17 protein-coding genes and 1 riboswitch are annotated in these 18,283 nt (G+C 69.4%); of the genes, 4 read left to right on the top strand and 13 right to left on the bottom strand.

What is annotated here, in order from left to right; all coding sequences use genetic code 11:
• Positions 1–74: 74 nt before the first annotated feature.
• The 3 genes from OG867_RS24275 to OG867_RS24265 all read right to left on the bottom strand — a co-directional run bounded on the left by OG867_RS24275 (position 75) and on the right by OG867_RS24265 (position 3,028).
• Positions 75–1,100 (bottom strand): NlpC/P60 family protein, encoded by a 1,026-nt coding sequence (locus OG867_RS24275; RefSeq protein ID WP_406288425.1) that lies wholly within the window; start codon positions 1,098–1,100, stop codon positions 75–77.
• 285 nt (positions 1,101–1,385) lie between these two features.
• On the bottom strand, positions 1,386–2,747 hold the full coding sequence (locus OG867_RS24270; protein WP_406291157.1) for an NYN domain-containing protein: 1,362 nt from the start codon (positions 2,745–2,747) through the stop codon (positions 1,386–1,388).
• 38 nt (positions 2,748–2,785) lie between these two features.
• Positions 2,786–3,028 (bottom strand): hypothetical protein, encoded by a 243-nt coding sequence (locus tag OG867_RS24265; RefSeq protein ID WP_018104398.1) that lies wholly within the window; start codon positions 3,026–3,028, stop codon positions 2,786–2,788.
• A gap of 159 nt (positions 3,029–3,187) precedes the next feature.
• Here OG867_RS24265 and OG867_RS24260 point away from each other — a divergent pair, with 159 nt between their 5' ends.
• The gene (locus OG867_RS24260; protein ID WP_406288423.1) at positions 3,188–3,934 is read left to right on the top strand and encodes a rhomboid family intramembrane serine protease; all 747 of its coding nucleotides are present in this window, start codon (positions 3,188–3,190) and stop codon (positions 3,932–3,934) included.
• A complete protein-coding gene (locus OG867_RS24255; protein WP_143622607.1) occupies positions 3,931–4,212 on the top strand; it encodes an Lrp/AsnC family transcriptional regulator in 282 nt (93 codons plus the stop codon). The genes OG867_RS24260 and OG867_RS24255 overlap by 4 nt, the downstream gene beginning before the upstream one ends.
• A gap of 21 nt (positions 4,213–4,233) precedes the next feature.
• On the opposite strand, the gene OG867_RS24250 is transcribed toward OG867_RS24255, so the two are convergent.
• From OG867_RS24250 to OG867_RS24225, 6 genes are all read right to left on the bottom strand, one after another.
• Positions 4,234–5,610, bottom strand: coding sequence for an aminotransferase class V-fold PLP-dependent enzyme (locus OG867_RS24250; protein WP_406288420.1), 1,377 nt, complete (start codon positions 5,608–5,610; stop codon positions 4,234–4,236).
• A 173-nt stretch (positions 5,611–5,783) separates the two neighbouring features.
• Positions 5,784–5,901, bottom strand: a riboswitch (SAM riboswitch).
• An 82-nt stretch (positions 5,902–5,983) separates the two neighbouring features.
• The gene (trpD, locus tag OG867_RS24245; RefSeq protein ID WP_328899806.1) at positions 5,984–7,048 is read right to left on the bottom strand and encodes an anthranilate phosphoribosyltransferase; all 1,065 of its coding nucleotides are present in this window, start codon (positions 7,046–7,048) and stop codon (positions 5,984–5,986) included.
• Between the two features lie 122 nt (positions 7,049–7,170).
• On the bottom strand, positions 7,171–8,817 hold the full coding sequence (locus OG867_RS24240) for a ubiquinol-cytochrome c reductase cytochrome b subunit (RefSeq protein WP_328899807.1): 1,647 nt from the start codon (positions 8,815–8,817) through the stop codon (positions 7,171–7,173).
• Positions 8,814–9,869, bottom strand: a complete 1,056-nt coding sequence (locus OG867_RS24235; RefSeq protein WP_328899808.1) for a Rieske 2Fe-2S domain-containing protein — start codon at positions 9,867–9,869, stop codon at positions 8,814–8,816. Before OG867_RS24235 ends, OG867_RS24240 begins: the two co-directional genes overlap by 4 nt.
• Entirely contained in the window at positions 9,866–10,675 is an 810-nt protein-coding gene (locus tag OG867_RS24230) for a c-type cytochrome (protein WP_026171690.1), read from the bottom strand. Before OG867_RS24230 ends, OG867_RS24235 begins: the two co-directional genes overlap by 4 nt.
• Before the next feature lie 62 nt (positions 10,676–10,737).
• Positions 10,738–11,358: a heme-copper oxidase subunit III gene (locus tag OG867_RS24225; protein ID WP_026171689.1), complete on the bottom strand. Its 621-nt coding sequence runs from the start codon at positions 11,356–11,358 to the stop codon at positions 10,738–10,740.
• A 202-nt stretch (positions 11,359–11,560) separates the two neighbouring features.
• Between OG867_RS24225 and OG867_RS24220 the strand changes: the two genes are divergently transcribed.
• Positions 11,561–11,962, top strand: a complete 402-nt coding sequence (locus tag OG867_RS24220; protein WP_018104389.1) for a hypothetical protein — start codon at positions 11,561–11,563, stop codon at positions 11,960–11,962.
• A 23-nt stretch (positions 11,963–11,985) separates the two neighbouring features.
• Here the strand turns inward: OG867_RS24220 and OG867_RS24215 are convergent, their stop codons facing one another.
• The 4 genes from OG867_RS24215 to coxB all read right to left on the bottom strand — a co-directional run bounded on the left by OG867_RS24215 (position 11,986) and on the right by coxB (position 16,457).
• Positions 11,986–13,242, bottom strand: a complete 1,257-nt coding sequence (locus OG867_RS24215; RefSeq protein ID WP_406288416.1) for an Ig-like domain-containing protein — start codon at positions 13,240–13,242, stop codon at positions 11,986–11,988.
• A 124-nt stretch (positions 13,243–13,366) separates the two neighbouring features.
• Positions 13,367–13,765: a cytochrome c oxidase subunit 4 gene (locus OG867_RS24210; protein WP_328899810.1), complete on the bottom strand. Its 399-nt coding sequence runs from the start codon at positions 13,763–13,765 to the stop codon at positions 13,367–13,369.
• Entirely contained in the window at positions 13,762–15,498 is a 1,737-nt protein-coding gene (gene ctaD / locus OG867_RS24205; protein ID WP_328899811.1) for a cytochrome c oxidase subunit I, read from the bottom strand. The genes OG867_RS24210 and ctaD overlap by 4 nt, the downstream gene beginning before the upstream one ends.
• On the bottom strand, positions 15,495–16,457 hold the full coding sequence (coxB, locus tag OG867_RS24200) for a cytochrome c oxidase subunit II (RefSeq protein ID WP_406288413.1): 963 nt from the start codon (positions 16,455–16,457) through the stop codon (positions 15,495–15,497). The genes ctaD and coxB overlap by 4 nt, the downstream gene beginning before the upstream one ends.
• Positions 16,458–16,900: 443 nt before the next feature.
• On the opposite strand from coxB, the gene OG867_RS24195 reads away from it, so the two are divergent.
• A complete protein-coding gene (locus tag OG867_RS24195) occupies positions 16,901–18,283 on the top strand; it encodes a cysteine desulfurase/sulfurtransferase TusA family protein (protein WP_406288410.1) in 1,383 nt (460 codons plus the stop codon).

Below are 18,283 nucleotides of genomic sequence, written 5' to 3'. Positions count from 1 at the left end.
CCGCCGGTGACCTGTGGTCTCCGGCGGGGCGGGCGTCAGTACGGGGCGCGGGAATTCGCCCGTTCGGGCGCGGTTCAGATGCGCACGGCGGCGTAGATGCTGCCGATGGTGCTCATCGACTCGTAGCGAACGTACGCGCCGGGATACGGAGCGTGCAGGACGGTGCCCTTGCCGGCGTAGAGGCCCACGTGCTCGTTGCCGTTGAAGAAGACCAGGTCGCCGGGGGCCAGCTGGCTGACGCCGATCCGGTGACCCTGGTTGACCTGGGTGTACGTGGTGCGGGTGATGTTGACGCCGGCCTGCGCGTAGGCCCACATGGTCAGGCCGGAGCAGTCGAAGGAGTTGGGGCCGGTAGCCGTGGAGACGTACGGCTTGCCTATGCGGGTGGCGGCGGCGTTGAGGGCGGCGGCGCCGAGACCGGAGGCGGGGACCTCGTTCCCGAGGCTGACCCGGGTGTTGGCCGCGCGGCTGGCGCGGTCCTCGTCCTGGCGGATCTTGGCTCGCTCGGCCTCGGTGAGAGTGTTGAGGAGCTGACGCGCCTCGGCGAGCTTCGTCTGCTGCTGCTTCTTCTTCTCACCGAGCGTCTTGCGGACGGAGGCGAGGTCGCTCAGCTTGTCCTGGGCCTCCTTGCGCTGCTGCGCGAGGGCCCGCTGCTTCTCCTGGACCTTCGACAGCGACTCGGTCTGCTTGGCCGTCAGCTGGTCGAGCGCGGACGCCTGGTCCAGGAAGCTGTCCGGGTCGGAGGAGAGGAAGAGCTGTACGGAGGGGTCGATGCCTCCGGAGCGGTACTGCGCGGCGGCGAGGGAACCGAGGCCGGACCGGAGCTGGTTGAGCTCCTCCTGGCCGCGGGCCACCTTGTCCTGGATCGCGCTGATCTGCTTCTCGAGCTTCTCCTGCTTCTCCTTGGCCCCGTTGTACTGCTCGGTGGCGGCTCCGGCCTCGTGGTAGAGCCGGTCGACCTTCGCCTTGACCTCGTTCTTGGTCGGCTTGGGGTCGGCGTGAGCGGCCTGGGAGGAGAGAGCGACGGCCGCGGCTGCGGTCGCGGTGAGCACGGTCACACGAGTGCGGCTCGGCTGCTTGGGACGACGGTGGGACGCCACGAAGGCGAGCTCCTTCTTCCTCGAGCCGCCTACCGGATCTGTGGGGGAGGAGATCCCCGGCTCCGTGTACGTCACGGACTCGGCGGTTCCTTCGCCGCCACCCCGGATGGGTGATCGACCGCGCGAAGGTTCGAGGCCCGACCCTAGTGACCATCTTGTGATCAGTTCAAATCCTCACAGGAAAAATCTCGTCACACACGGCACTTCTTTACCCACACCCCACGGCGTGTAGCGGCGACTTGACGGTCCGTTCCCTGATCTCGGGCGAACTCCCCACAAGGAGCGCTAAACCCGCGAAAGCCGCTTCAGGAGCAAGGCGGACGCAACGGGCCGGGCCCCCGCCTTCGCCACACCGTCGGCCACCTCGCGGTCGGTGGAGACCACCACCACCGGCCGGCCCGGCGGCTCCGCGCGCGCCAGTTGACGGATCAGCTCGTCGGCGGTGACCCCCGGCTTGCTGAACAGCACCCGCACCCCGCGCGGTGGCGCCAGCAGCACCGGGGCGGCCAGCTCCGCCCCGTCGAACACACACGTCATCTCCGCGCCCGTGCGCGCCGCGAGGACCGAGAGCCCGCCGAGCAGCCGCAGCCGCTGCTTCTCCAACGGCATCTGCGGATAACCCGTCTTGGTGACGTTGTAGCCGTCCACGATCAGATGGGCCTGCGGCAGCGCCAGGAGCTGGTCCAGCAGCGCCGGGTCGGTCTCCGAAAGGGCCCTGGCCGCGATGTCCTTGGGCGACATCCGGCCGGGCTCCACCGCGTCCACACTGTCCGCCGGCCGGATCGAGGAGGGCGGCAGCGCCAGTTCGCGCCGCAGCCCGCCTGCCGCTTCGAGCACCGTGTCCAGCAGCAGCCGCAGCCGCATGTCCTCGACCGAGCGCCCCTCCCGGGCCGCCCTGCGACTCGCCTCGACGGACGCCTCGGCCTCCCCGAGCCTCGCCCTCAGCCGCCGGGTCTCGCTCTCGGCGGCGGACACCTGGGCGGCCGCCTCGGCGCGTACGGCCTCGGTCTCGGCCCGGCCCCGGCGCAGCGCCGCCTCACCGCGCTTGACCTCGCTGACCGCGCTGCGCAGTTTGCGCTGGAGGGAGTCCGTCTCCTTGCGGGCGGCGTCCAGTTCGGCGCGGAGCCGTTCCGTCTCGCTCTTCGTGTGGGCCCGGGCCTCGGCCAGCTCCTCGCGCAGCCGCGCCACTTCGCGCCGGCTCTCCTCGCCGACCCGCTCGGCGTCCGCGCGCTGGACCTCCTCGCCGGCCGCCGCGACCAGCTTCACCCAGCCGTCCGGACGCAGCACATACGCCGCAGCCGCCACGTCCACCGGGTCGGCGGCGGCGGGCGGAGCCCCGGACTCCAGGGCGCCCGCCAGCTCCGGCTGGGCCTCCCGGAGCCGCTCACCGATCCGGCGGCGGAACCGTTCGTCGTTCGCCACGGCAGCGGCCATGGCGTTCCCGGCGAACTTGGCGCGCCGCGACGCCGTGAAGCGGGCGTACTGCCTCAGCTGGGCGGGCAGTTCGGCGACCGTGAGACCGCCGAACGCGTCGGATACCAGCGCGACGACCCGGCGCCGTACCCCTTCGGGCAGCGGGCGGTCGAGCGCCTCCACGGCGTCGTCGGCCCCGTCGGCCGACGCGGCGCCGCCCTCGGGCTGCTCCACCATCCGTCACCCCATTGTGTTGTCTCCGCACGGCCCCGTCAGGAGTCGGCACCCGGCCTGTCGACAAGCTCGATCTGGTCCACCGCGTTGCACCAACGACAACGGACCGACTCGATGGTCTCACTGACCACCTCGCGTTCCTCGACGCTCGACTCACCGGCCAGGTCGAGGTGCACGTACTCCACGACCTTCGAGGACCGCGTCACGTCGAAGCGCGTGAGGTTCCCGCAGAGCGTGCAGCGCCAACGGGTCGTGTCGGTCGGCTGGGGAACGGTCGTCATCGTGCGTCCTCTTTCGTCGAGCCGTGAGCTGCCGGACAAGGATCTCGCGGTGCGCCGTCGAACTGCGGATGCCCACCCGTCAGCCTACGGCCTCGGCGCTTCCCGCCGGCACGGCGAGGCGGTCTGTCCCGTTCGCTCCGTTTGCGCCATGCTCTGTCCATGATCGATCGGCGGGCCGCGGCGGGCAGGCTCCTGCGCGCGGCGACTTCGGGCGGGCCACCGGTGACGTACGCCCTCATCGCCCTGTGCTGCGCGGTCTTCGTGATCAGCCCGCTCTCCGGCTTCGTCCCGGTGCGCGGCGGGGCCGACGCGCTGCTCGCCGCGCAGGCGGGCTACTTCGAGCGGTGGGGCGTGATCCCGAGCGAGCTGTGGGACGGCTCGGCGCACGCCCTGATCACCCCGTTCACCGCGCTGTTCGTGCACGGCAGCTGGCTGCACCTGCTGGGCAACGTGCTGTTCCTGTACGTGTTCGGCGCGATGGCCGAGGAACGCATGGGCCACACCGAGTTCGCCCTGTTCTACCTGGGCTGCGGCTATCTGGCGCTGCTCGCGTACGCCGCCGCGCACGCCACGTCCGACCAGACGCTCGTCGGCGCGTCGGGGGCGATCTCGGCGGTGCTCGGCGCCTTCCTCTACCTCTTCCCCCGGGCCCGGGTGACCAGCGTCTTCCCGTTCCTGCTGTTCCTGCCGCTGCGCTTCCCCGCGTGGGTGGTGCTGATCTTCTGGTTCGTGCTCCAGTGGCTGGCCGCCGAGGGCGCGGGAAGCGGCCCGGGGGTGGCGTACCTGGCCCACGTCGTCGGCTTCGCCACCGGGTTCCTCTACGCCTGGGGCCGCTACAGGCGCGACACCGGAGGCCCTAGAGTGAAGTCTTCAGCCACGGCCACCGAGGGAGAAACACAGCCGTGATCACCGCGATCGTGCTCATCAAAACCAGCGTGGACCGGATTCCCGAGATCGCCGAGGCCATCGCCGCGCTGGACAGCGTCAGCGAGGTCTTCTCGGTCACCGGCACCTACGACCTGATCGCCATGGTCCGGGTGGCCAAGCACGACGACCTGGCCGAGGTCATCCCCGGCCGGATCAGCAAGATCCAGGGTGTCGAGGCGACCGACACCCACGTGGCCTTCCGCACGTACTCGCAGCACGACCTGGAGGCCGCGTTCTCCATCGGCCTGGACGCGTAGGCGGCCCGCGCCGCCCGGCCCTCAGACCTGGGCGGCGCCCCGGTCCGGCACGCAACGGCCGTCCTCGGTGCGGTACTTCCAGCGTGCCCCGTCGCTCACCAGCTCCCGGACCGCGCGCAGGAAGCGCTCGACGTGCTCGTCCGGGGTCCCGGCGCCGAAGCTGACCCGGATCGCGTTCAGAGACCGCTCGCCCGGCTCCGCCTCCGGCGCACCGCACTCCCCCGCCTCGCCCGGGTCGCTGCCGAGCAGGGTGCGCACGAGCGGGTGGGCGCAGAAGAGGCCGTCGCGCACCCCGATGCCGTACTCGGCGGAGAGGGCGGCGGCGAAGTGCGAGCTGTTCCAGCCCTCCACCACGAACGAGATCACGCCGACCCGCGGTGCGTCGTCGCCGAACAGCGAGAGCACCTTCACCTCGGGGACCCCGGCGAGCCCCGTCAGCACCTCGCCGACGAGGTGCTGCTCGCGGGCGACCAGCCGGTCGAATCCGGCCTCGGTGAGCGCCTTGCAGGCGGAGGCGATGGAGTAGACGCCGATGACGTTGGGCGAGCCGGCCTCGTGGCGGGCGGCTGTGGTGTGCCACTCGACGTCCACGCCGCCGTCCGTACGCCGGGCCACCGTGCGGGAGGCGCCGCCGCCGGCCAGGTACGGCTCGGCGTCGCGCAGCCAGTCGGCCCGGCCGGCCAGGACGCCCGAGCCGAACGGGGCGTACAGCTTGTGCCCGGAGAAGGCGACCCAGTCCACGTCCAGCTCGGCGATGTCCACGGGGTGGTGCGGGGCGAGCTGGGCGGCGTCCAGGACGATCCGGGCGCCGTGGGAGTGCGCGGCGGCGGCCAGCTCCCGTACGGGCCACAGCTCGCCGGTGACGTTGGAGGCGCCGGTGACGCAGACCAGCGCGGGGCCGTGGGGCTCACGCTCGGCGAGGGCCCGCTCCAGGGTGGCGACGGCCTGGGCGGGGGTGCGCGGGGCATTCAGGTAGGTGACGCGGGCGTCGCGCCAGGGCAGCAGCGAGGCGTGGTGCTCGGTCTCGAAGACGAAGACCTGGCAGTCGGCGGGCAGCGCGGCGGCCAGCAGGTTCAGCGAGTCCGTGGTGGACCGGGTGAAGACCACCTGGTCCTCGGGGCGGCAGCCCAGGAACTCCGCCACGGTGGCCCGGCTCGACTCGAAGAGGTCCGTGGAGAGCTGCGAGAGGTACCCGGCGCCCCGGTGCACGCTGCCGTAGTACGGGGCGTACGCGGCCACGTCGTCCCAGACCCGCTTCAGCGCCGGGGCGCTCGCCGCGTAGTCCAGCGCGGCGTAGCCGACCTCTCCACCGGTGACCAGCGGGACGCGGACGTCCTCGCCCAGAACCGGCAGCGGGGCACAAAGCGACTGGTCGGCGGCAGCGGTGAAGACAGACATGGCGAACTCCCGTAACAGGCAGGCGAATTCCGCGTGCCGGCACAGACGCGGCAGCACGGAGTGAAGAGAAGGGGGTGTGCGGAGAAGGGCCTCGGGCCCTAACGCATTCGCTTGCTCACAAGAGGCTCCCTGAGGACCAAGGACCCCACGGGTGGACGTCTGCGACGTCGAGGGGTCCGCGCTTGCCGCAGACCTCGCTGCCTGCGGCCTGGTCTTCACCCGGGGCACCCCGCCACGGACGGAGGGTTGCCGGACAGCGGGCCGGGGCCGTAGTCGCTGTCACTCATGACCTGCGCAGCATCTTGCCATACGTACGGGAACGCGCAAGGCGCAGTCCGCGATCCGGACTGCGCCCTGCCGCACATCGATGCGCTCACGCGTTGCTGGCGACGACCCATCTCTCCAGCGCCCGCCCGGCCGCACCCGAGTCGATCGACTCGGCGGCCTTCGCCATACCGGCCCGGATCTGCTCGGTGAGCGGCCCCTCGCCCGGGTCCAGCGCGACCAGCGCCGCCGCCGAGTTGAGCAGCACCGCGTCCCGTACCGGACCGGTCTCCCCGGCTAGCAGCCGGCGCGCCACATCCGCGTTGTACGAGGCGTCGGCGCCACGCAGCGCCTCCACCGGGACCAGCTCGACGCCCACGTGGCGCGGGTCGAAGGTCTCCTCGCGGACCACGCCGTCCCGGGCCACCCAGACCCGCGAGGTCGCCGTGGTGGTCAGCTCGTCCAGGCCGTCGTCGCCCCGGAAGACCAGGGCGGAGTTGCCGCGCTCGGCGAGGACGCCCGCGACGATGGGGGCCATGCGCAGATCGGCCACCCCGATCGCCTGGGAGCGCACCTTGGCCGGGTTGGTGAGCGGGCCCAGGATGTTGAACGTGGTCGGCGCGCCCAGCTCCGCACGCGCCTTGGCCGCGTGGCGCAGGGCGGGGTGGAACTTCACCGCGAAGCAGAAGGTGATGCCCGCCTCCTCGGCCACCTCCACGACGCGGCGGGGAGCCAGCTCCAGGTTGACGCCGAGCTTCCCGAGCACGTCCGACGAGCCGCTGGCCGACGAGGAGGCGCGGCTGCCGTGCTTGACGACCTTCGCGCCGGTGCCGGCCACGACGATCGCGGACATCGTGGAGATGTTGACGGTCTTCGCCATGTCGCCGCCGGTGCCGACGATGTCGACGGTGCGGCCGGGCACCTCGATGGTCGTGGCGTGCTCGTACATCGCGCGGACCAGGCCGGAGACCTCGGTGACCGTCTCGCCCTTGGCACGCAGGGCGACCGCGAATCCGGCGATCTGCACGTCGGTCGCCTCGCCGCTCATGATGCGGTCCATGGCCCAGGCGGTGGCGTCGGAACCCAGGTCCTCGCCGCGCAGCAGGGGGGTCAGCACGCCGGGCCAGGAGAAGGCCGCCACGCTGTCGCCGCCGTCCGGGGTCACAACGTTCATGGTCCGCTCCTGGGGTCCACAGCCGATAAGGGGTCGGCTCCACCCTATCGAGCCCCGGGGACGGCAAAGAGCCCCGTCCATCGAATGGACGGGGCTCTCGCCGTGGCGTTCAGAACGGGTGATCAGTGGTGGCCGTGGCCGCTGGTGATCTCCTTGTACTCCTCGGCGGTGGGCTTGGCGATCTGGCTGTCCTCGCCGTACAGGCTCTTGCTGAGCCGCGCCCGGACCTTGGTGATCCTGGAGACCTTGCGCTCCACACCGTTCTCGTCGACCGTCGGGCCGATTTCGAGCGGCTGGTACTGCTCGTGCGCGGTGAGCGCGTATCGCGCCTCCGGCGAGAGCGGCTCGTGGACCTCCACGAACTCACCGTGCGGCAGGCGCTTGATGAGCCCGGACTCGCGGCCGTGCAGCACCTTCTCCTTGTCGCGGCGCTGAAGGCCGAGGCAGATCCGCCGGGTCGCGACGAACGCGATGACCGGGCCGACGAAGAAGGCGATACGGACGAACCAGCTGATCGAGTTGAGCGAGAGGCTGAAGTGCGTCGCCCAGATGTCGTTGCCGCCGCCGATCAGCATGACGAAGTAGATCGTCACCCAGGCGACACCGAGGGCCGTCCGGGTCGGCGCGTTGCGCGGCTTGTCCAGGATGTGGTGCTCGCGCTTGTCCCCGGTGATCCAGGACTCGATGAACGGCCACATGGCCAGCGCACCGAGCACCACACCGAACAGGACGAGCGGGATGAAGACACCCAGGACCAGCGTGTGGCCCCAGAGGTTGATCTCCCAGCCAGGCATCACACGGACGAAGCCCTCGGCGAAGCCCATGTACCAGTCCGGCTGGGCGCCCGTGGACACCTGGTCGGGACGGTACGGGCCGATGGCCCAGATCGGGTTGATCGAGGCGATCGCCGCGATGATCGCGATGAAGCCGAAGACGAGGAAGAAGAACCCGCCGGCCTTCGCCATGTACACCGGCAGCAGGGGCATGCCGACGACGTTCTTGTTCGTCTTGCCGGGACCCGCGAACTGGGTGTGCTTGTGGTAGAAGACCAGGATCAGGTGGCCGACCACGAGCCCGAGCATGATGCCCGGCAGCAGCAGGATGTGGATCGAGTAGAACCTCGCGATGATGTCGCCGCCGGGGAACTCCCCGCCGAACAGGAACATCGACAGGTACGTACCCACGACCGGTGTCGCCAGGATCGCGCCCTGGGTGAAGCGGACACCCGTACCGGAGAGCAGGTCGTCCGGCAGCGAGTAACCGGTGAACCCGGTGAACATGCCGAGGACGAACAGCAGGAAGCCGAACAGCCAGTTGATCTCGCGCGGCTTGCGGTACGCGCCGGTGAAGAAGACGCGCATCATGTGCACGAACATGCCGGCCAGGAAGATGACCGCGGCCCAGTGGTGGATCTGCCGGACCAGCAGACCACCGCGGACGTCGAAGCTGATGTTCAGCGTCGAGGCGTACGCCTCCGACATCCGGATGCCCTGCATGGGCTCGTACGGGCCGTGGTACACGACCTCGTTCATGCTCGGGTGGAAGAACAGCGTCAGGTACACACCCGTGAGGATGATGATGATGAAGCTGTAGAGGCAGATCTCACCGAGCATGAAGGACCAGTGGTCCGGGAAGATCTTGCGCATGTTGGACTTGGCGAGGGAGTAGATCCCCAGCCGGCCGTCGGCCCAGTCGGCCACCCGCTCACCGGCGGGTGCCTTGCGGTTGCCCGGCGCTGCGGCGCCGGGAGTGTTCGTCGCAGTACTCATCCGCGCTCCCAGAATGCAGGACCGACGGGCTCTTCGAAGTCACCGAGCGCCTGGAGGTTGCCCTCGCTGTTCACGCCGATCCGCAGCTGCGGGAGGGCGTGGCCGGCCGGACCGAAGATGACGCGGGCGCCGTCGGAGAGGTCGAAGGTGGACTGGTGGCACGGGCAGAGCACGTGGTGCGTCTGCTGCTCGTACAGGCTGATCGGGCAGCCGACGTGCGTGCAGATCTTCGAGAAGGCCACGATGCCCTCGTGCGCCCACTCGCGCTCGCGCTTGTCCTTGATGTCGTCCGGCTCGATGCGGATGATCATCAGGGCGGCCTTGGCGATCTGCGTCTGGAAGTCCTCGTCGTGCTCCTCCAGGCCCTCGGGCATGGCGAAGGTCAGCGAACCGACGACCACGTCCTCGGGACGCAGCGGCTCCATCGTGTTCATGTTGACGAGCTGCTTGCCCTCGGCCCACAGGGTCTTGCGGAGCTTCTTCTCCGGCAGCGGACCCAGGTCGCGCAGCAGCATCACGCCGGAGAGCGGCACCAGGGCCAGCGCGCCGAACATGGTGTTGCGGATCAGCTTGCGCCGGCCGAGCGCGGACTCCCGGGCGCCGTCCGCGAAGTCGGACAGCACCTTCGCCTTGACCTCGGGCGTCGCCTCGATGGCGTGCCGGTCGTCGGCGACCTCGACGTCGGACATCAGGGTGCGCGCCCAGTGGACGGCGCCCGCGCCGATCAGGAAGAGCGCCAGGCCCAGGGTCAGACCCAGGGAGAAGTTGAGCGCGCTGACATGACCGAACGGGAAGATGAAGACGATCTTGTCGACCGGGAAGATGACGTAGGAGGCGATGAAGCCCACCGTCGCCAGCATGGACAACAGGAACATGGTCGCGACGGTGCGCTCGGAGCGCTTCGCGGCCCGCTCGTCGATGTCCTGGATGCGCGGCCTGTGGGCCGGCAGCCCCGGGTCGGCGAACGGCTCGTCGTGCGCCTTGTCCACCGCGTCGTGCGCGGCGCCCTGCGCGTCGGGCAGGTTCTCTTCTGGAATCTCTTGGCTACTCATGACTTCTTGGCCTTAGCGGTGTGGGCCGCGACCCAAATGGCAACTGCGATCAGACCGCCCAGACCGAAGATCCAGCCGAACAGGCCCTCGCTGACCGGACCCAGGCCACCGAGTGCGAGGCCGCCGGGGGACTCGGCTTCGGAGCCGTTCACGGTCTTGACGTAGGCGATGATGTCCCGCTTCTGCTGCTCGGGCATGGTCGAGTCCGGGAAGGACGGCATGCTCTGCGGGCCGGTCAGCATGGCCTCGTAGATGTGCTTCGGGTCCACGCCGTCCAGGTCCGGCGCGTACTTGCCATTCGTCAGTGCGCCACCCTTGCCGGTGAAGTTGTGGCACTGCGCGCAGTTGGTACGGAACAGGTCGCCACCCTTGGCGATGTCCGCACCCTCAGGGCTGACCTGGCTCTTGGTCGGGACGACCGGACCGGCGCCGAGCGACGCGACGTAGGCCGCGAGCTGGTCGATCTCGGCCTGGCTGTAGATGACCTTCTTCTTCGGTACCTGGGCGCCCGGCTGCTGCGCGGGCATACGGCCCGTACCGACCTGGAAGTCCACGGCGGCGGAGCCCACGCCGACAAGCTGCGGCCCGTCGGAGGTGCCCTGACCGCCGGTTCCGTGGCAGCTGGCGCAACCGACGGAGTACAGCTTCTTGCCCTCGTCGATGGCGAGGGACTGGGCGGTGTCGTCGGCCTGCGCCTTACTCGCGGGCGCGAACGCGGCGTACAGCCCCCCGGTGGCCGCCAGCGCGAGGAGTAGTACGACGACTGCCGCCAACGGATGGCGTCGTCGTGCGGAGAGCTTTTTCACGGATTACCCCGGTGTCAGGATCTTCTGCGTCGATGCTGGATGTGGTTCGGGCTCGGGCCCGGTTACTTGATCATGTAGATCGTGGCGAAGAGGCCGATCCACACGACATCGACGAAGTGCCAGTAATAGGACACGACGATGGCGGCGGTCGCCTGTTCATGGGTGAACCTCTTGGCCGCGTATGTCCTGCCCAGAACGAGCAGGAAGGCGATGAGACCGCCCGTCACATGCAGACCGTGGAAGCCGGTGGTCAGGTAGAACACCGAGCCGTACGGGTCGGAGGACAGCGAGAGGCCGTCCTTCTTCACCAGCTCGGTGTACTCGAAGACCTGGCCTCCGATGAAGATCGAACCCATCACGAAAGTGATCACGAACCAGGCACGGAGCTTCTTCACATCGCCCCGCTCCGCGGCGAAGACGCCGAGCTGGCAGGTGAGTGAGGAGAGCACCAGGATCGTGGTGTTCGTCGCCGAGAACGGGAAGTTCAGGGCGGACGCCATTTCCTTCCAGTGTTCCGGTCCGGTCACCGATCGCAGGGTGAAGTACATCGCGAAGAGGGCCGCGAAGAACATCAGCTCGGAACTCAACCAGATGATGGTTCCGACGCTGGTGAGGTTCGGCCGATTGACCGACGGGTGCGCGTGCCCGGTTTCTACTGTCGTTGCTGTCGCCACGACCGACATTATGTCGGTCGCTTATCCCGCCCTCACTCCGGGGGGTGCCGTTCGGTGTGTCAGAGGGGTGTGTCCTGCCCGAACGGCCCAGGGAAGGCCGGTGCGAACCGGTACTGACACGCTGTCGGGCGGAGTACGATCCGCGCATCGGACGGCTCTCGTTCCCCGGGGGCCCCGAGTGCCCCGAAGACACGGATGTCACGGAGGAACCATGCAGCCGACCGCCACGGTCCTGGTCTACAGCGACAACGCGCACACCCGTGAGCAGGTGAGGCTGGCAGCAGGGCGCAGGCCCGCGGCGGACGTACCGCCGGTGGAGTTCCTGGAGTGCGCCACCCTGCCCGCCGTCCTGGACGCCCTGGAGCACGGAGGCGTCGACGTCTGCGTGCTGGACGGCGAGACCGCTCCGGCGGGCGGCATGGGCGTCTGCCGGCAGATCAAGGACGAGATCTTCCGCTGCCCGCCGGTCCTGGTCCTCATCGGGCGCCCGCAGGACGCCTGGCTGGCCACCTGGAGCCGTGCGGACGCCGCGGTGACGCTGCCGGTGGAGCCGGTGGAGTTCGCGGACTCCCTGGCCGCCCTGCTGCGTACACGGCTGTCCGTGGGGGCCTGAGCCCCCACGGACGGTTCCCACGGTCAGACCTGGGGGCGCAGTCGCGCCGCGCTGACCTTGTCGACCTTCGGTGCGGTGGTGTCGTTGTTCAGCGCGCTGCCCTTCTGCCACTTGGCCCAGGACAGGTTCCAGTCGCCGTAGCCGTTGTCGAAGGGCGTCATCGTCTCGCCGTCGCTGCCGACGACGCTGACGATGTCGCCCTCGCGCACGGTGTTGAAGAACCATTCGGCCTCGCTGGTGCTCATGCCGGTGCAGCCGTGGCTGACGTTGGCGTACCCCTGCGAGCCGGTGGACCAGGGCGCCGCGTGCACGTATTCGCCGCTCCATGTCACCCGGGTGGCCCAGTAGACGTCGAGGTCGTACGAGTCGGAGGACCCGGCGGCGATCCCGATGGATTCCCCGCGCATACGTACGTACTGCTCTTTTCCGAGCACCACCTTGACGCCGTTGCGCGTGTCGAACCCGGGTTTGCCCGTGGTGACTGGGATGGTGTTGATCACTTCGCCGTTGCGGAGCACCGTCATGGAGTGCTCCGAGGCGTCCGTGATGGCCTCGATGCGGTCCCCCGTGGTGATCTTCAGCGCCTTGGTGGGCGCCCCGTAGAGCGAGTTGGTGACCTTTATGCCGGTCAGGTTGGAGCTGACTTCGATGTCGGCCTTCGCCGGCCAGTACTCCTTGGGCCGGTAGTGCAGCGTCTTGTCGTCCACCCAGTACCAGGAGCCGGCGACCGAGGGCGTGGAGCGGACCCGCAGGCCGCGCTCGACGGTGGCGCGTGAGGCGTTGTCCGTGACGGGGGCGCTGAGCGTGGCGACGAGGGGCTGGCCGACGCCGTAGGTGCCCGCCTGGGGGCCGAAGGCGACCTTGAGGAACTTGGTGGCCTTGGCGGTGTCGAAGGACATCGTGCGGGAGCCGGGGGCCCCGTCGTCGTCCTCCATACGGACCTTGACGGCGTAACGGGTCCCTGCGGCCAGCGGAGCGGTGGAGTGCCACCGGTGTCCGTCGGCGTCGAGTTCGCCCGCCAGATGGCGTCCTGCGGCGTCCACGGCCGTGACGTCGGTGATCCGGCCGTCGTCGGCGTCGACCCGGATCTCCAGGGGCTTGTCCGGGTTCACCTTCTTGCCGCCGTCGGGCGTGTTGAAGGAGACCTCGTCCGCCGCGTCGAACGGCTGGGACGACAGGGGGTGACCATCGGAATCCCCGCAGGCTGCCGCCCCGGCGACCAAGGTCGCGGCCAGCAGAGTGCAGCTCACTACGGGACGGATGCGCAGCGTGTGGTTCATGGACTCACGCTAAGAACATTCGTCCGTTTCAGCGCGCGGGACGACTGCAAACGGGGGGCCGCCACTTCGTTTCGAAGTGTCGGCCCCCCGTCAGGTGGAGCGGTGTGCTACCGGCGGACCGGTCTCACTGGGTGCGGTTCTCACCGCGGTAGTACTCGAAGACCCAGCCGAAGAGGCCGACCAGGAGGAGCGGCGCCGAGAAGAACAGCAGCCACCAGCCGAAGACGACGCCCATGAAGGCGAAGGCACCGCCGATCGCCAGCGAGAGCGGCTGCCAGCTGTGCGGGGAGAAGAACCCCACCTCGCCGGCCTCGTCCGCGACGTCGGCCTCCTTGTTGTCCTGCGCCATCGCGTCGACCCGCCGGGCCGTGAAGGCCAGGTAGAAGCCGATCATGAGGCTCAGCCCGAACGCCAGGACCAGCGCGGTGGTGCCGACGGGCTCCTTCGACCACACGCCGTACGTGATGGCCATGACGAGGATGAACAGCGCCAGACCGAGGAACATCTTGCCCTGGATCTTCACTTGCCCGCCTCCTTGCCGCCCGCGAGGGCCTTGTCACCCTCGGAGGCGTGGTCCAGCTGCTCCAGCGCGGTGATCTCCGGGTGGTGCAGGTCGAACGCCGGGGATTCGGAGCGGATACGGGGCAGCGTGAGGAAGTTGTGCCGCGGCGGCGGGCAGGAGGTCGCCCACTCCAGCGAACGGCCGTAGCCCCACGGGTCGTCCACCTCGACCTTCTTGCCGTACTTGGCGGTCTTCCAGACGTTGTAGAAGAACGGCAGGATCGACAGGCCGAGCAGGAACGACGAGATGGTCGAGATGGTGTTCAGCGCGGTGAAGCCGTCCGCGGCGAGGTAGTCCGCGTAACGCCGCGGCATGCCCTCCGCGCCCAGCCAGTGCTGCACCAGGAACGTGCCGTGGAAGCCGATGAACAGCGTCCAGAAGGTGATCTTCCCAAGCCGCTCGTCCAGCATCTTGCCGGTGAACTTCGGCCACCAGAAGTGGAATCCGGAGAACATCGCGAACACCACGGTGCCGAAGACGACGTAGTGGAAGTGCGCGACCACGAAGTACGAGTCGGAGACGTGGAAGTCCATCGGCGGCGAGGCCAGGATGACGCCGGTCAGACCACCGAAGGTGAAGGTGATCAGGAAGCCGATCGCCCAGAGCATCGGTGTCTCGAAGGACAGCGAGCCCTTCCACATCGTGCCGATCCAGTTGAAGAACTTCACCCCGGTGGGCACCGCGATGAGGAACGTCATGAAGGAGAAGAACGGCAGCAGCACCCCACCGGTGACGTACATGTGGTGGGCCCACACGGTCACCGAGAGGCCGGCGATGGAGATCGTCGCGGCCACCAGGCCGATGTAACCGAACATCGGCTTGCGGCTGAAGACCGGGATCACTTCGGAGATGATCCCGAAGAACGGCAAGGCGATGATGTACACCTCTGGATGCCCGAAGAACCAGAAGAGGTGTTGCCACAGCAAGGCGCCGCCGTTGGACGCGTCGAACACATGGGCACCGAATTTGCGGTCCGCCTCCAGGGCGAACAGCGCGGCCGCCAGGACCGGGAAGGCCAGCAGGACCAGCACACCGGTCAGCAGGACGTTCCAGACGAAGATCGGCATGCGGAACATCGTCATGCCGGGCGCGCGCATGCAGATGATCGTGGTGATGAAGTTGACCGAACCGAGGATCGTGCCGAAGCCGGAGAAGGCCAGACCCATGATCCACATGTCGGCGCCGACACCCGGCGAACGGACGGCGTCCGAGAGCGGGGAGTAGGCGAACCACCCGAAGTCGGCCGCACCCTGCGGGGTGAGGAAGCCGGCCACCGCGAGGATCGAGCCGAAGAGGTACAGCCAGTACGCGAACATGTTCAGCCGCGGGAACGCCACGTCGGGCGCGCCGATCTGCAGCGGCATGATCCAGTTCGCGAAGCCGGCGAACAGGGGCGTCGCGAACATCAGCAGCATGATCGTGCCGTGCATCGTGAACGCCTGGTTGAACTGCTCGTTCGACATGATCTGCGTGCCCGGCCGGGCCAGCTCGGCGCGCATGAAGAGCGCCATCAGGCCGCCGATGCAGAAGAAGGCGAACGATGTGACCAGGTACATCGTGCCGATCGTCTTGTGGTCAGTGGTGGTCAGCCACTTGATGACGACGTTTCCCGGCTGCTTGCGCCGGACCGGCAGCTCGTCCTCGTACGAGTCGTCTGCTGCCGCGGCACCCTGAGGTTCGTTGAGGATGCTCACAGTTTGTTCGTCTCCGCATTCCTGGCCGGGTCAGTCTGCTCGATGCCGGCCGGCACGTAGCCCGTCTGGCCCTTCTTCGCCAGCTCCTTGAGGTGCGCCTGGTACTGCGCCGGGGAGACGACCTTGACGTTGAAGAGCATGCGGGAGTGGTCGACGCCGCAGAGCTCGGCGCACTTGCCGAGGAAGGTGCCCTCCTCGGTGGGAGTCACCTCGAAGGCATTGGTGTGCCCCGGAATGACGTCCTGCTTCATGAGGAACGGCACCACCCAGAAGGAGTGGATGACGTCACGGGAAGTCAGGATGAAACGGACCTTCTCCCCCTTGGGCAGCCACAGGGTGGGACCCGGGTTACCGGTGTCCGGGTTCTGGTCGCCCGGGATGCCGACGTCGTAGACGCCGTCCGCACCCTTGGGGAATTCCTTGCGGAACCTGTCCGGGATGGCGTCGAGCTCCTTGGGGACCTCGTTGCCCGTGGTGGCGGAGCCGTCCACGTTCTCGATGTAGTTGAAGCCCCAGCTCCACTGGTAGCCGACCACGTTGATGGTGTGGGCGGGCTTCGGGGAGAGCGTGAGGAGCTTCGTCTCGTCCCGGGCGGTGAAGTAGAACAGCACCGAGACGATGATCAGGGGGACCACGGTGTACAGCGCCTCGATGGGCATGTTGTACCGGGTCTGCGGAGGTACCTCCACCTTGGTGCGGCTGCGCCGGTGGAAGATGACGCTCCACAGGATCAGGCCCCAGACCAGGACGCCCGTGGCGAGCGCTGCCGCCCACGAGCCCTGCCAGAGGGAAAGGATCCGAGGGGCCTCTTCCGTTACCGGCGTAGGCATACCAAGGCGGGGGAAGTCCTTGTACGTGCAACCGGTGGCGGTCGCCAGGATCAGGCCCGCAGTCAGCACCTGCGGCAGCTTCCGCCGCATCGGGCGCCGCGACGAGCGGTCGGAGCCGTTGGGACTCACGTAGCGCCTTCCCGAGAGTCTCGCCCGCACGGTCGGCGCGGCCGTCTCGCTGGTCGGTCGCCGCCCTGTACGGGCAGGGGTTTGGATGTTTATGCGGACCAAACCCTACTGGACGCTATTTGGGGTCGCGCGGGGAGGGTGCCCAACGCGCCGCCCGACTCCCCGAAGGGGTGGAATTCGCGCCTCCGGCCGCCATCTGACGCCCCCTCCACCAGGAGGAGCGGCCGGTGGCGGGCTGCGGGGGTGCTCCGGGCTAGGCCCTGTCGTCACATTCCCGTCGTCCGCCCGGTGGGCGGGCCGGGCGGCGTCAGGTGCGTGCTCTCGGCGTGTCGGCCCCAGACCCCTGTACTGGATGTACTGGGGTCTGGGGCCGGTGCGGCGAGAGTGCGTGCATGGCGTCGCCCGGCAGACGGGAATGTGACGACAGGGCCTAGCGTGACCGGGTGCCCTACTTCGACGCGGCGTCCGCCGCCCCCCTGCACCCCGTCGCCCGCCAGGCGCTGCTTGCCGCGCTGGACGAGGGCTGGGCCGATCCGGCCCGGCTGTACCGCGAGGGACGGCGCGCCCGGCTGCTGCTGGACGCGGCCCGGGAGGCGGCGGCCGAGGGCGTCGGATGCCGCCCCGACGAGCTCACCTTCACCTCGTCGGGCACCCGGGCGGTGTATTCCGGAATTTCCGGCGCGCTCGCCGGACGTCGGCGTGTCGGAGGCCGTCTGGTGGTGTCGGCGGTCGAACACTCGTCGGTCCTCCACGCGGCGGCGGACCACGAGGACCGGGGCGGCACGGTCGCCCGGGTCCCGGTGGAACGGACCGGCGCGGTGGACGCGGGGACCTTCGGGCGGGCGCTCACCGAGGACACCGCGCTGGCCTGCCTCCAGTCCGCCAGCCATGAGGTGGGCACCGAGCAGCCGGTGGCCGAGGCGGCCGGGCTCTGCCGGGCGGCCGGGGTGCCGCTGCTGGTGGACGCCGCGCAGTCGCTGGCCTGGGGCCCGGTGCCGGAGGGCTGGTCGCTGCTGGCGGGCAGCGCGCACAAGTGGGGCGGCCCTGCCGGGGTCGGGCTGCTCGCGGTGCGCAAGGGCGTCCGGTTCGCGCCCCAGGGGCCCGTGGACGAGCGGGAGTCGGGGCGGGCGCCGGGGTTCGAGAACCTGCCGGCGATCGTCGCGGCGGCGGCGTCCCTGCGCGCGGTGCGGGCGGAGGCGGACGCGGAGGCGGTCCGGCTGCGGGCGCTGGTGGACCGGATCCGGGCCCGGGTGCCCGCACTGGTGCCCGATGTGGAGGTGGTCGGCGATCCGGTGCGGCGGCTGCCGCATCTGGTGACCTTCTCCTGTCTCTATGTCGACGGGGAGACTCTGCTCGGGGAGCTGGACCGGGCCGGTTTCTCCGTGTCGTCCGGTTCGTCCTGCACGAGCAGCACGCTGACGCCGAGCCATGTGCTCAAGGCGATGGGCGTCCTGTCGGAGGGGAACGTCCGTGTGTCGCTGCCCCGGGGCACCACGGAGGAGGACGTCGACCGCTTCCTGGAGGTGCTGCCGGGCCTGGTCGCCGGGGTCCGCGAGAAGCTCGGCGCGCCGGTGGCCCCGGCCTCCTCCCCCGCCCCGGACGACTCGCTGGTGGTCGACGCGCTGGGCAAGCGGTGCCCGATTCCGGTGATCGAGCTCGCAAAGATGATCGGAGGGGTGCCGGTGGGCGCCACGGTGACGGTGCTCTCCGACGACGAGGCGGCCCGGCTGGACATCCCGGCCTGGTGCGCGATGCGCGAGCAGGAGTACGTGGGCGAGGAGCCGGCGGACCGGGGCGCGGCCTATGTGGTCCGCCGGCTCTCCTGA

The organism is Streptomyces sp. NBC_00209, assembly GCF_045206345.1.
Taxonomy (GTDB): domain Bacteria; phylum Actinomycetota; class Actinomycetes; order Streptomycetales; family Streptomycetaceae; genus Streptomyces.
Note: the sequence above shows the minus strand (reverse complement) of the source record. Positions and strands in the feature narration are given on the sequence as shown.